General features: G+C 69.5%; 11 protein-coding genes. 8 read left to right on the plus strand and 3 right to left on the minus strand.

Going from position 1 to position 13,683, the window contains the following annotated elements:
- Positions 1 to 16 precede the first annotated feature (16 nt).
- Positions 17 to 2,533, plus strand: a complete 2,517-nt coding sequence (locus AC6CH2_RS21155) for a serine/threonine-protein kinase (RefSeq protein WP_498270937.1) — start codon at positions 17 to 19, stop codon at positions 2,531 to 2,533.
- Between the two features lie 296 nt (positions 2,534 to 2,829).
- Positions 2,830 to 4,614, plus strand: coding sequence for a hypothetical protein (locus tag AC6CH2_RS21160; protein ID WP_498270938.1), 1,785 nt, complete (start codon positions 2,830 to 2,832; stop codon positions 4,612 to 4,614).
- 86 nt (positions 4,615 to 4,700) lie between these two features.
- Here AC6CH2_RS21160 and AC6CH2_RS21165 read toward each other — a convergent pair whose 3' ends face one another.
- Both AC6CH2_RS21165 and AC6CH2_RS21170 read right to left on the minus strand, forming a co-directional pair.
- Positions 4,701 to 5,114, minus strand: a complete 414-nt coding sequence (locus tag AC6CH2_RS21165) for an MmcQ/YjbR family DNA-binding protein (protein WP_498270939.1) — start codon at positions 5,112 to 5,114, stop codon at positions 4,701 to 4,703.
- A 68-nt stretch (positions 5,115 to 5,182) separates the two neighbouring features.
- On the minus strand, positions 5,183 to 6,001 hold the full coding sequence (locus tag AC6CH2_RS21170; protein WP_498270940.1) for a hypothetical protein: 819 nt from the start codon (positions 5,999 to 6,001) through the stop codon (positions 5,183 to 5,185).
- 322 nt (positions 6,002 to 6,323) lie between these two features.
- On the opposite strand from AC6CH2_RS21170, the gene AC6CH2_RS21175 reads away from it, so the two are divergent.
- From AC6CH2_RS21175 to AC6CH2_RS21190, 4 genes are all read left to right on the plus strand, one after another.
- Positions 6,324 to 7,379, plus strand: a complete 1,056-nt coding sequence (locus AC6CH2_RS21175; RefSeq protein ID WP_498270941.1) for a two-component system sensor histidine kinase NtrB — start codon at positions 6,324 to 6,326, stop codon at positions 7,377 to 7,379.
- Positions 7,376 to 8,779 (plus strand): nitrogen regulation protein NR(I), encoded by a 1,404-nt coding sequence (ntrC, locus tag AC6CH2_RS21180; RefSeq protein ID WP_498270942.1) that lies wholly within the window; start codon positions 7,376 to 7,378, stop codon positions 8,777 to 8,779. The genes AC6CH2_RS21175 and ntrC overlap by 4 nt, the downstream gene beginning before the upstream one ends.
- Positions 8,780 to 9,019: 240 nt before the next feature.
- On the plus strand, positions 9,020 to 9,595 hold the full coding sequence (locus AC6CH2_RS21185; RefSeq protein ID WP_498270943.1) for a superoxide dismutase family protein: 576 nt from the start codon (positions 9,020 to 9,022) through the stop codon (positions 9,593 to 9,595).
- 88 nt (positions 9,596 to 9,683) lie between these two features.
- Positions 9,684 to 10,166: a GNAT family N-acetyltransferase gene (locus tag AC6CH2_RS21190; protein ID WP_498270944.1), complete on the plus strand. Its 483-nt coding sequence runs from the start codon at positions 9,684 to 9,686 to the stop codon at positions 10,164 to 10,166.
- A 250-nt stretch (positions 10,167 to 10,416) separates the two neighbouring features.
- Here the strand turns inward: AC6CH2_RS21190 and AC6CH2_RS21195 are convergent, their stop codons facing one another.
- Positions 10,417 to 11,334, minus strand: a complete 918-nt coding sequence (locus AC6CH2_RS21195; protein WP_498270945.1) for a hypothetical protein — start codon at positions 11,332 to 11,334, stop codon at positions 10,417 to 10,419.
- Between the two features lie 114 nt (positions 11,335 to 11,448).
- Between AC6CH2_RS21195 and AC6CH2_RS21200 the strand changes: the two genes are divergently transcribed.
- Both AC6CH2_RS21200 and AC6CH2_RS21205 read left to right on the plus strand, forming a co-directional pair.
- Complete coding sequence (locus tag AC6CH2_RS21200) at positions 11,449 to 12,726, plus strand: acetyl-CoA C-acetyltransferase (protein ID WP_435396592.1); 1,278 nt, start codon at positions 11,449 to 11,451, stop codon at positions 12,724 to 12,726.
- A gap of 205 nt (positions 12,727 to 12,931) precedes the next feature.
- A complete protein-coding gene (locus AC6CH2_RS21205) occupies positions 12,932 to 13,138 on the plus strand; it encodes a hypothetical protein (protein WP_498270946.1) in 207 nt (68 codons plus the stop codon).
- Positions 13,139 to 13,683: the final 545 nt, after the last annotated feature.

Below are 13,683 nucleotides of genomic sequence, written 5' to 3' on the forward strand. Positions count from 1 at the left end.
ACGCCAGAGCTTCCGTATGACCTCCGACGACTCATCGCTCGATCGCCGCGCCCTGCAGCTGTTCCGCAGAATTCTCGACGCCGCTCCGGCGCAACGCGAGCGCTTGCTTGCGCAGGCCTGCGCAGGCGACGAGGCGCTGCTCGTGCGAGTCCGAGCGCTGCTGGCCCAGGTCGAGGAATCGCAAGCCGATTTCGATCCGACTGCGGCATCGCCGCAAGGCGAGGCGACCGGAGCGCAGATCGGTCCCTATCGGCTGATCGAACGGATCGGCCGCGGCGGCATGGGCGAGGTGTTCCGTGCCGAACGCTGCGATGGCGCGTTCGAGCGCGAGGTCGCGCTGAAACGCATCTGGAACAATTTCGTGCCCTTGACCGAGCGCTTCCTGCGCGAGCGCCAGGTGCTCGCTCGCTTGCAGCACGCCGGCATCGCCCAGCTGTACGACGGCGGGGTGACCGAGGCGGGCCAGCCCTGGTTAGCGATGGAGCTGGTACGCGGCGAGCCGATCACTCGCTGGTGCGCGGCGCGGTCGGCGACGATCGAGCAACGCGTCGCGCTAGTGCGACAGGTTTGCGCCGCGGTCGACTTCGCCCATCGCGCCCTGATCGTGCATCGCGATCTCAAGCCGGCCAACGTCCTGGTCGACGAGGCCGGCCAGGCCAAGCTGCTCGACTTCGGTATCGCCAAACTGCTCGACGAGGCCGACCCCGAGCAGGCCCAGACCCTGGCGATGACCCCGGCCTGGGCGGCGCCGGAACAGCGCGACGGGCGCCCGGTCACCACCGCGACCGACGTCTATCAGCTCGGCATGCTGCTGCGGGTGCTGTTGTGCGACGACTTGCCCGCGCCCGGGGCGTCGCCGATGCGGCTTGCCCAGGCCTTCGACGCGCTGCGCGGGCGCGATGCCGCGGCGGCGCAGGCGGTCGCAGGCGAGCGGGCGACCACGCCGGAGCGCCTGGCGGCGCGCCTGCGCGGCGACCTCGACTGCATCGTCGCCCAGGCCACCGCGCAGGCGCCGCAGCAGCGCTATCGCAGCGCGGCGGCCCTGGCCGAGGACCTGCAGCGTTGGTCGGAGCAGCGGCCGGTGCAGGCGCGCGGCGACGATCGGGCCTACCGCTGGCGGCGGGCGCTGCGCCGGCATTGGCCGGCTCTGGCCGCCACGGCGGCGATGCTGCTGCTCGCCAGCGGCATGGCCATCTATCATGTCGCCCGGCTCGGCGACGAGCTCGAGCGCACCCGCATCGCCCGCGACCAGGCCGCGGCCGCGCAAGCCAGGGCCGAGTCGCAGCGCGAGCAAGCGGCGGCGACCGCGGAATACTTCGTCGATCTGTTCAAGCAGGCCCGGCCGCGCGAGACCACCAGCGGCGAAGTCTCGGCGCGGGCGTTGATGGCGGGCAGCCTCGAAGAACTGATGGCCGACCGCAAGCGCGACCCGCTGGTGCGCGCATCGCTGTTGGCCGCGAACGCGCGCGCATCGAGTTACCTCGGTCGCGAGCCGGACGCCGAGCGCGCCGCGGCCGCGGCCATCGCGCTGTGGCAGGCGCATCCGGAAGCGGATCGCGAAACCCTGGTCAAGACCCGCTGGCGGCGCGTCGGCTACCTGCACCACCTGCAGCGCGACGCGGACGCCGAGCGCGAGTTGCGGACCGCCATCGCCGAAGCGGCGCGGATCGTGCCGCGCGATCCCGACCTGCGGACCAATCTCGAACTGGCGCGCGCCAACCTGGCCAGCGGCCGCGAGGACACCGGCGCGGCGCGCAGCGCTTACGCCGAAGTGCTGCGCCTGACCGCGCCTGCGCTGCGGCGCCCGCCGGCCTGCCGCGCGCATTACGGCGCGCTGGCCAACCTGGCGATGCTGGACATCGACGAGCACCGGCCGGTCGAAGCGGAGCGGCGTTTGCGCCGCGCCTTCGCGATGATCGGCCCCTGCGGCATCCGCGACCGCGCCGACGGGCTGATCCTGCGTCGCGTGATCGCGGTGGCGCTGATCGACCAGGCGCGGCTGGCGGAAGCGCGCAGCCTGATGAACGAGGTGCTGCGCGAATCGCGCGAGCATTTCGGCCCGACCGATTCGTTCCTGGCCCATGCCGTATTCGTGCAGGCTTTGCTTGAGGTGATCGAACGCCAGCCGCAGGCGGCGCAGCCGTTGTTCGCCGAGTTGTCCCGCATCGACGAGGCGACCCTGCCGCCGTCCAGCCCCAGGCGCCACGCCGGCGCCGGACTGCGTGCGCTCGCCCTGGTCGCCGACGCCGACCGCAGGCCAGCCGGCGACGAGGCGACGGCCGGAGCCCTGCACGAGGCGGTGCGCACCCTGCAAGCCATCGTCCGCCACGACACCGCTGCGACGCGGAAGTTTTCCGCGAACGAACGCGCCAGCCTGCGCTTCCATGCCCTTGCGCTGGCCTACGCGCAGTGCCGGCTCGACCCCTCGCCGCCGGCGCGTGCGAACTTCGCCGCGGCGCGAACCGCCGCCGGCGTCATGCGGCCCTGGCGCACCCGCCTCGGCGAGGAGTGGGATCGGCGCTGCGGCGGCTGATCGGGTCGCCCCGATCTCCCCTGACATCCGGCGGGCGTTCGCTTGCCTATCGCATCCGGCCGCTGCCCGGCCGCTGGCGGCCGGCCTGTCCCACTGGGGCGACGCGGCCAGACGCTGCCGAAGCCTCCGATCCGAGCGACCGCGCCGGCCATGTCAGGTTCCGCGGCCTCCTCTCGTACCCCTGTATGCCACCGACGTGGCATCCCTCGCTCAGGTATCGGGTCGTAACGGACTGCGACGACGCAACGGCAACGCATTCGCATCGAACACCGCTGCCTTCCATCAGGAGTTTTCTCATGCAGCTCACCTTTCATCGCAAACCGCGGCGGCGCCCGCCGCTGCTGTCGATCGCGCTCGGCGCGCTCTCGCTCGCCTTCGCCGCGAACGCGGCCCCGGCCACGGCTACGGCCGCGATCGACCCCGCGTCGGTCGTGCAAGGCCGCACCAACACGCTCGCTTCGTTCAGCCCGACCCTGTACTCGGACGGCCTGCAACGCCAGTACCTGGTCAAGAACGGCCGCGTCTACAAGCGCACCGAACCCAACTGGAACACCTGGGAAAACATCACCGCAGCCTTCAACACCGTCCAGGAGGGCATCGGCGAGATCACCGCGTTCGACGTCGAGCTGTACCGCGATGGCTTGCACCGGCAGTTCCTGACCCGAGGCGGCCATGTCTATCGGCGCATCCAGACCGGCATCGACCAGTGGGGCGCCTGGGAAAACATCGATGCGGCGTTCCCGGGTACGGGCAGCGAGCCGATCAGCTCGTTCTCGGTGGCGGTGTACGCCGATGGCCTGCAGCGCCAGTTCGTGGTGCGCGGCGGGCAGGTGTACCGCCGCACCCAGACCGCGAGCGGCGGCTGGCCGGCGTGGGAAGACATCACCTCGGTGTTCTCGGGCGCGGGCAGTTCCGAGTCGACCATCACCGCTTTTCACGTCGCACTCTACAGCGACGGCAAGCTGCGCCAGTTCCTGACCCGCGGCGACCAGGTCTATCGCCGCACCGAGCCGAACTGGAACACCTGGGAAGACATCTCGTTCCTGTTCGACGGGGTCGGCCGCTCCAGCGACCCGCGCGTCGACGAGCCCATCCACAAGCGGGTGATGGTGATCGAGTTCAATCCGACCATCCGCAGCATGAACAACCAGCGCCTGAGCCGGGCGAAAGGTTGGTACGACCCGCGAGTGCTGGAGCAGCAGTACATCCAGTTTCTCGAACAGGCCAGCAGCCAGGTGGTGCAGTACTCCATCGCCGAGCACGTGTTCGTCGATGCGTTTACGCCGCGCACGCAGAACCCGATCTATACCGAAGCTACCTATCTGAAGTGTCTCGCCGATCACCCCGACACCTGCCCGCTGCAGAACGACTTCGACTACGTCAGCGTGCTGCGCCAGTACGGCGTGTGCGAGAGGGCCAATGCCGGCGAAATCGACGAACTGTGGCTGTGGGGCGGGCCGTACTTCGGCTACTTCGAAGCCAATATGGCCGGGCCCGGCGCGTTTCCGACCAATGGCGATCCGATTCCGGCCGAACTCACCACCTGTCAGGTCAAGCTCAACATCATGGGCTTCAACTACGAGCGCGAGCCGGAACGGATGCTGGAGGACATGGGGCATCGCGTCGAAGGCACCATGAGGCACCGCTTCGGCCGTTGGGCGAACAGTCCGCCGGCGCCGCCGCCGGCGATGTTTCCGCCCGACGCCAACCTGTTCGAACGTTTCACCGCGCGCGGCTTCGATGCCACCACCGCGGCCTGCGGCAACATCCACGGCAGCCTCAACAGCCCTCGGTACGATCCGGCCAACCGCTGGGGCTATGACTTCACCAACGGCCATTACGAGTACAACACCTGCGACGACTGGGAGAACTATCCGAACCTGAGCCCCGGCGCGACCACGCTCAACAACTGCACCAAGTGGGGCGGGCCGCGCTGCACCTTCCCGGACGGTCGTCCGGCGGCCGATCGCGGCTGGCATCTGTACTGGCTCGGCAAGGTGCCGAACTTCGTCGGCCGCCATCTCAACGTGCAGAACAACTGGTGGTGGTACGTGATGGATTGGGACGTGGTGGCGCCGTAAGCACCGCATCCGGGCGCGACACTCCGGCGAACGGGCGGGGCGCAAGCTCCGCCCGTTCGCCGTTCGCCGTTCGCCGTTCGCGCCGCTCAATCCGCCGGCCGATCGACCAAGGCGACCAGCTTCTTCGGCGCCAGCACGCAATAGCTCTCGGTCAACAGGTCGGCGACCTCGTCCCAATCGGGGGCGCCGCCGAGGCTCATGCCGACGATGTTGGGAAACCACACCGGGCGGAAGAACGGTGGGCGCTTGAAGCGCGGCGCATCCGCACGCGGCAAGGGCAGGCGAAAGGTCAACAGCGTCGCCGGCCCTTGCGTGGCCGCGGCCTGTGCGTAGGCCGGCGGCCAGCCCGCGGCGACCGTCAGCACATGGGCGAAGTTCTTCTTGCCGATCATCCAGCGCGTGCCGACCCAGGCGCGCTCTTCATGAGCCTCGGGCAAGCCGAGGCAGATCGACGACAGTCGGGCGACGATCTCGGCGGCGACATCGGGGTGGTCGGCCATGGCTCGGTCTCGGCAGCGGGGCGAAGCGAATACTGCCAGCTCCGCCCCGAATGCGGCCACGGCCCCCTTCAGCCGTAAACGATCGCGACGATCCCGTTGGGGCTGGAGACCTGCTCCACCATCACCCCGGTGACGCCCCCTTCGTAGAACACCTCGCGCAGCGGTGCGTGATTGCGGTCGTCGAAACCGGAGGCAATGCCGCGGTCCTGGGCGTAGTACTGGCAGTACATGGGCGGCGGATCGTCTCTTTTGCGCTGCGCGGTCACGGCGATGTAGAAGCCTTCCAGCGATTGGTAACCGACGCCGCCGAACAAGGTGAAACCCACACAGTCGTAGTTCTTCTTGTCGACCGGGTTCATGATGGACTTGGGCGCCGGTATCGTGGCCGACAGCGGCAGGACGTTGGGAATGCCGTTCGGGCCGAAACGGAAATCGATGTTCTCCAGGTCGGTGGAAGCGGTGTTGAACAGCATGCCCTGGAGATGCAGTTTGATATCGAACAGTTCGATCAAATCCATCGCCAGTGCGTACAGGCTGATGCCGATACCGATCTCGGTCATCGCCGCGCCGGCGATGCCTTCGATCAGGTCGGTGATGAAATCGTTGCCGGGGCCGCCGGAATTGCCGGGGATGTCGGGCAGGGTGAATTCCCGGGTCGAGACGATGCCGGTCGCATTCTGGTAAGCCTTCAGCAGCGCCATCATGTCCACGTTCGGATGCAGGCCTTCCTTGAACGCCTCATGCGCTGCGGTCATGTTGGTCAGGAAGGTCGTCACCGCGCCGGGCGCGGTATGCGGATTCCTCAGGCCCGCGATGAGCGCCTTGAAGGCTGCGCTGTCCTTTCTGACCCAGGTGACGTGCGAGTACTGGCGATCCGGGTAGCTCATGGTCGTGTCCTTGCGGGCAATGGGACGAGGCGAAGCGCTCGGGCGCGTTGCGCGCGAGCGCGGCTGTGGCGGGAGTCGTGTCTGATTCTGGTTGCGGCGCGAGACGGGTGTTCTCGCCCTGGCTCGGCGTTACTCGCCCGGTAAACGTTCCTCGACGTTTCGGGAGCGGGCGGCCCGGCTTCGTGCGTGTTAACGGGGCGGGCCAGGGCCAGCGGCCATTCGCAGCGCCATGCCCTGGCCGGATGCACCGGAATGGGCCGGCGTTTCCAGGCCCGCTGCAGCCCTCGCCGACGCCGCCGGCGCTTTGCACTAGTATGGTGCAATGCCCTCCGATCCCCTGCCCGCGCCGGACCTCGGCCTCGACAGCCTGACCACGCCGATGGCCTGGAGCGACGCGGCCGGGGCGATCCTGGGCTGCAATCTCGCGTTTTCGCGCTGGTTCGGGATCGGCGCGCGGCGCCTGCTGGGCTGGACCCTGGCCGGGCTCGACGCCGGCGACGGGCGCCTGGCCCTGGCCCTGACCCGCCAGGGCGGCGACGAGGCGCCGCTGCGGATGCGGCGGATGCGCCTGCGTTATGCCAACGGCGAGGACCGCTTCGCCGACCTGTGGCTGAGCCGTCGCGACGACGGCGGCTGGCTGCTGGAGGCGCATCCGGTCGACGAATTTCCCGGCGACGACCCGGCCTTGCTGTTGCCGTCGGCGCTGTCGGCCTCGTTGAAGGGGCTGGCGCACGAGCTGCGCAATCCTCTGGCCGGGCTCAAGGGCGCTTCGCAGCTGCTGGCGCGCCGGGCCGAGGACGCCGAGTCGCGCGAGTTGATCGAGCTGATCGACAGCGAGGTCGAGCGCCTGACCGAACTGGTCGACCGCCTGTTGAACCCGTCGCCGCCGCGGCCGCATGCCTTGCTCAACATCCATGCCGTGCTCGAACGCGTGCTGCGCCTGGCCGAGGCCGATGCCGGCTGGGCGGTGCGGCTGGTGCGCGACTACGACCCCAGCCTGCCCGAATTCGCCGGCGACGCCGACCGGCTGATGCAGGCGGTGTGGAACCTGGTGCGCAACGCGATCGAGGCCAGGGCCACTCACGTCAACCTGCGCACGCGCATCGAGCGCGGCGTGCGCATCGCCGACACCGTGCATCCGATCGCGCTGCGCCTGGAGATCATCGACGACGGCCACGGCGTGCCGGACGAACTGGCCGAGCAGTTGTTCCTGCCGCTGGTGTCGGGCCGCGCCGAAGGCAGCGGCCTGGGCCTGGCCCTGGCCCAGCAGGTCTCGCGCGAGCATCGCGGCTCGCTGGCCTATCGCTCGCGGCCCGGCCACACCGTATTCACCCTGTTGCTGCCGATGCAGATCGAAGCCGAAGAGGACGCGACATGAGCGCTGCACGCATCTGGGTCGTCGACGACGACCGTTCGGTCCGTTTCGTGCTGTCGACGGCGCTGCGCCAGGCCGGCTACGACGTCGACGGGTTCGAAAACGCCGGCGATGCGCTCGAAGCCCTGGAGCAGCGCGGCGTGCCGGACCTGTTGTTCACCGACGTGCGCATGCCCGGCGACGGCGGCCTGGTGCTGCTGGAGAAACTCAAGGCGCGCGCCCCGTCGCTGCCGGTCGTGGTCATGAGCGCCTACACCGACGTCGCCAGCACCGCCGGCGCGTTTCGCGGCGGCGCCCAGGAATTCCTGTCCAAGCCCTTCGATCTCGACGATGCGGTGGCCCTGGCCGCGCGCACCCTGGCGGCGAGCGAACCGCAGGAGCAGGCGAGCGCGGTCGCCGACGGCGGCGCCGAGGACAGCCTGATCGGCGACACCCCGGCGATGCTGACCCTGTTCCGCGCGATCGGCCGCCTGGCCCAGGCGCCGTTGTCGGTGCTGATCACCGGCGAAACCGGCACCGGCAAGGAGCTCGTCGCGCGCGCGCTGCATCGCGAGTCGCCGCGCGCCTCGCGCCCGTTCGTCGCGCTCAACACCGCGGCGATTCCGGCCGAGCTGCTGGAAAGCGAATTGTTCGGCCACGAGGCCGGTGCCTTCACCGGCGCGCAGCGGCGCCATGTCGGACGTTTCGAGCAGGCGCACGGCGGCAGCCTGTTTCTCGACGAAATCGGCGACATGCCGCTGCCGTTGCAGACGCGCTTGCTGCGGGTGCTGGCCGAAGGCGAGTTTTTCCGGGTCGGCGGCCGCGAACTGATCCGCGTCGACGTACGGGTGATCGCCGCCACCCATCAGGACCTGGAAACCCTGGTCGCGCAGGGCCGGTTCCGCGCCGACCTGCTGCATCGCCTCGACGTGGTGCGACTGCGCTTGCCGCCGCTGCGCGAGCGCCGCGCCGACGTGCCGCAACTGGCCGAACGCTTCCTGGCCTCGGCTGCGCTGCGTTTCGCCGCCCCGGCCAAGCGGCTGTCCAAGCCGGCGCTCGAACGCTTGATGGCGCACGACTGGCCCGGCAACGTGCGCGAACTCGAGAACGTGTGCTGGCGCCTGGCGGCGCTGGCGCCGGGCGAGACCATCACCCGCCAGGACATGGACGACGTGCTCGGCGTCGCGATCCAGGCCGCGGCCAGCGCCTCCGAGTGGGAAGCGCAGCTGTCGAGCTGGGCGCGCGCGCAGCTCGCCGAGGGGCGCGCCAATCTGCACGCCGATGCACGCGAGCGCTTCGATCGCGCGCTGCTGGAAGCCGCGCTCGAACACACCGGCGGGCGCCGCACCGAAGCGGCGACGCGGCTCGGCCTGGGGCGCAATACCTTGACCCGCAAGCTGGGGCCCGGGCGGCGCGGGGGTTAGCGCATCCGCGGTTCGATCGCGGGTGCGACCGCAGTCGCCGCGGTATCGTCGCGAACATGCCGCGGTTGGCGGAATGCCGCCGGCGAACGCGCGAGGCCGGTATTCGTGCCCATAATCGCCGATGCCCGTTGCGATGCCGACGGTGCGGCGGCGCGTTTCACTCGCGCTGAACCTGCGCCGGGCTAGCGTCGAATCACCTTCTACCGTGCGCCTGTCCGGCGCCGACGACAGGAGTTCCGCATGAATCCGATCCTTCGCCTCTCCATCGCCGCGGCGGTGCTCGCGCTCGCCGCATGCGGCGGCCAGACCACGCGTCCGACCCCGCCGGCCCCGCCCGCCGGTCCCAAGCCGGTGTCGACGGCCCAGGCCGGCCAGGTCGTGCTCGCTTCGGCCTCCGGCAGCCTGGTCAGCGGCAAGCTGGCGCTGCGGCCGATGGGCGACGGCGTGCATTTCACCGGCGAGATCGGCGGCCTGACCCCGAACAGCTCGCATGCGATCCACGTGCACGAAAAAGGCGACTGCAGTGCGGCCGATGCCAGCAGTGCCGGCGGCCATTTCAACCCGGTCGGCCAGCCGCACGGGCAGGTCGGTCGCGGCCCGCACCATGCCGGCGACATGAACAACATCGTTGCCGACGCCGAAGGCGTGGCCAAGGTCGACGTGCACGCCAGCGGCGTGACGCTCGGCGGCAATGCGATGAACGATGTCGGCGGCCGCGCAGTGATCGTGCATGCCTCGGCCGACGACTACCGCAGCCAGCCGGCCGGCAATGCCGGTGCGCGCCTGGCCTGCGGAGTGATCAAGATCCTGCGCTGAGCCGGGTCCGGTAACGCGGTGCCGGCGGCGGCGCCCGGTGCGGGCGCTGTCGCCTTATCCTGTCCGCTCTCCATTCGCGAACTCCGCCATGACCCGCCTGCGCATCCGCGACGCCGTTCCGACCGACCGCGACCTGATCGCCGATTGGATGATCGCGATGGCCTGGGAAACCGAGCACAAGCGCCTCGACCCCGACACCGTGCGGGCCGGCGTCGCCGCCGGCCTGGCCGATGCGGCCAGGGCGCGTTACTTCGTCGCCATGCGCGAAGCCGATGTCGGCGGCCACGAGACCATCGCGGTGCCGGCCGGCACCGCGATGCTGACCCACGAATGGAGCGACTGGCGCAACGGCGACTGGTGGTGGATCCAGAGCGTGTACGTAGCCGAAGACCACCGCCGCCAGGGCGTCTACCACGCCTTGCACAGTCACGTCGCCGCGCTCGCGCAGGCGACCCCGGGCGTGGTCGGCCTGCGCCTGTACGTCGAACGCGCCAACGCGAATGCGAAGCAGACCTACGCCGCGATGGGCATGGCCGATGCGGGCTACGACATCTACGAGCAGCTCACCTGATGCGGCGACGGCGACGGCGACGGCGCCGGGCAGCGGCCGCGTAGCGGTTCTGCGATAACCGACGCTCGGAAAGTCGTGTTGATGGAGCGTCGACGGTGCGCTTACCGGTCGCGGCTTGCGCCGCTCCTGTCTGGGTGCTCGGCGATATCGGCAGCAAAGGCGTAGCGGCGCAAGCCGCGACCGCGTGCGGGCACGTGCGAACGACGCTGCATGGCCTCGATGCGTTATGCGGCGATGGCTCGCCGCCGGGTCAAAGCTGGCCGGCTTCGCTCTCGCCGTCGCAATGCACGAACGTCACCGGCACCGCGTGGGCGCCCAGCACGGCCGAGATCTGCCTCAGGCGGGCCTCGAAGTGCTGGTAGCGGCGATTGAGCTTGTCGCGGCATTCGTCGGTGTTGCACGGCGCTTCGGGCGCGTAGCGGGCATGCCAGGCGGCCGGCGAGAACAGCGCGATGCGGGCCTCGCCTTCGCTGTAGTGGATCAGCGGTTCGGGGCGCGCATCCAGCCATTCCTCGCCGTCGGGCTGCAGCAGGGCGGTTTCGAGCAGCGGCCACAGCGGGCCGAGGCCGGCGTGTTCGTACTGCATCGCCATCATCGCGGCGAGGTCGTGCACGGTCAGGTAGCGGGCGTGCTCGACCTGCAGGCCGAACGCGGCCTGGGCCGCCAGCGCGGTGCCGGCGCCGGCCATGCCGCGTTCGAGCAGGCTCGATTCGAGGATCTCGCCGACGCGGGCGACGACTTCGGCCTCGCCGCTGAGCACGAACGGCACCAGCCGCAACGGGCCGCCGGCGAAGTCGGGCGAGGGCGCCAGCGCGCCGGGCAGGCGTTCGTCGTGGGCGCCGAAGGCGATCACCCGGGCGGCCGAGGCGGCGGCGCGGTCGCGCGGCGCGTTGGCGGCCAGTTCGTCGAGCTCGCGGTGCAACGGCCAGCCCGGGCGCAGCAGCTCGACCGGGTCGTAATGCGCGCCGACGGTGATCAGGTCCAGGCCGCCGGCCTCGGCAGCGAAGCTGGCCAGGTCGCGCGCGATCTTCTCCGACAGCGCCCCGGCATCCTGGAGCGGCAAGGCGGTGCGGTCGACCGCGGCGTCGCCCTTGAGCTCCAGCGCGAGCGCGCCGAGGACATGCAGGGGCGCCGGGGGAGCGCTGGCGGGAGGGCTGGCTGAGGTCATGATCACCGAGGATACGCTGGCGTTTGGTAGAGCGCGTGTGCAGCGCTACACTGGGCGCCATTATGCCCGCTCCGCCGCGGCGGGTCGGTTCGAAACTCCCTGTGAGGTGTACCGATGCGTCAAAACCGTCCCGTCGCCGTGCTCGGTGGCGTGCGTATTCCGTTCTGTCGCCAGAACACCGCCTATGCGGACGTCGGCAACCTCGGCATGTCGGTGCGCACGCTCGGCGCGTTGGTCGAAAAGTTCGGCCTGCACGGGCAACAGCTCGGCGAAGTGGCGATGGGCGCGGTGATCAAGCACAGCAGCGACTGGAACCTAGGTCGCGAGGCGGCGCTGTCGTCGGGGCTGTCGCCGCTGACCCCCGGCATCACCCTGCAGCGCGCCTGCGGCACCTCGCTGGACTCGATCATCACCGTGGCCAACAAGATCGCCCTCGGCCAGATCGACGTGGGCATCGGCGGCGGTTCGGACACCACCTCGGACGTGCCGATCGTGTACGGCAAGAGCCTGCGCCGGCGCTTGCTGGAAGCGGCGCGCGCGCGCGGCACCAAGGAAAAGCTGGCCGCGTTCAAGGGCTTCAGCCTGCGCGAGCTCAAGCCCGAGTTCCCCGGCGTGGCCGAGCCGCGCACCGGCAAGAGCATGGGCGAGCACTGCGAGGACATGGCCAAGCAGTGGAACATCTCGCGCGATTCGCAGGACGAGTGGGCGCTGTCTTCGCACCAGAAGCTCGCCGCCGCCTACGAGCGCGGTTTCTTCGAAGACCTGGTGGTGAGCTTCCGCGGCGTCTCGCGCGACAACAACCTGCGCGCCGACAGCAGCCTGGAAAAGCTCGCGACCCTGAAGCCGGCGTTCGACAAGACCTCCGGCCGCGGCACCCTGACCGCGGCCAATTCCACGCCGCTGACCGACGGCGCGGCGGCCTGCCTGCTGGCTTCGGAAGAATGGGCCCAGGCGCATAACCACGAAGTGCTGTGCTATTTGCGCGATGCGCAGGTCGCCGCGGTCGATTTCGTCCACGGCGAGGGCCTGCTGATGGCGCCGACCGTGGCCGTGCCGGAGATGCTCAAGCGCAACGGCCTGACCCTGCAGGATTTCGACCTGTACGAGATCCACGAAGCCTTCGCCGCCCAGGTGCTGTGCACTCTGCGCGCCTGGGAGAGCGAGGACTACTGCAAGACCCGACTCGGCCTGGACGCGCCGATGGGCCGGATCGACCCGGCCAAGATCAACCCGAACGGTTCCTCCCTGGCGGCGGGCCATCCCTTCGCCGCGACCGGCGCGCGCGTGGTCGCCACCGCCGCCAAGGAGCTCAAGCAGCGCGGCGGCGGCCGTTGCCTGGTGTCGATCTGCACCGCCGGCGGCATGGGCGTGGTGGCGATTCTGGAGCGTTGATGGGTGGGGCGTTGCCTGCGCCCCTTACTCGTCTTTGCAGGTCGTCGGCGGTAGCTGGCGGAGGAGCTGTGATCCGCTTCACTGCTCACTGCTCACTGCTCACTGCTCACTGCTCACTGCTCACTGCTCACTGCTCACTGCTCACTGCCGTGCCGCTCTGCCGGTCAAATATAGACCCGTAGGGCGGCCCGCAGGGATGCGGGCCGTGCGCAAGCAGGCCATGGATGGCCTGTCTGGAGCATCCCTGCGTCGGCATCGCGCTTGCGGGCTCTTGATCCGAAACAGAAGGCACTTTTCTTTGGTTACTTTCTTTTGTTGCTTCAGACAAAAGAAAGTGACCCGCCGCTTTAGTGGCGGAAGCTTTGATCTTGATCTTGATCCCGATCCCGATCCCGATCCCGATCCCGATTGATTGGATGATCCGCCGCAAGATCGTTGCAGCGCGGTCGCGGCTTGCGCCGCTCCTACCCTGGCGACAGCGTGCCGCTTCGGCGGATGACGATGGCCTCGTCGCCTCTGCGCGTTCCGCGGTCGCGACTCACGTCGCTCCTACAGAGGTGAGTCCGTGCGACGCAGTGACGCGAACCGATCCCTTGTAGGAGCGGCGTAAGCCGCGACCACGGGACGGATAGAAACCGCATCGCCGTCGCCATCGATCGAGGCCACGCCCCGTCGCGAGGGTAGGAGCGACGCAAGTCGCGACCACGGGACGGATAGAATCGCATCGCCGTCGCCCTTGATCGAAGCCACGCCCCGTCGCGAGGGTAGGGTCGACGCAAGCCGCGACCACGGAACGGATAGAAACCGCATCGCCGTCGCCATTGATCGAAGCCACGCCCCGTCGCAGGGTAGGAGCGACGCAAGTCGCGACCGCGCCGTCTCCGGTTGCGGCGCTTCTTGCCGCAGGGCGGTGAAGCAAGATCAACAGCAAAGCTTCCGCCCCCTAAAGGGTGCGGG

Source organism: Lysobacter sp. GQ73 (assembly GCF_059758755.1).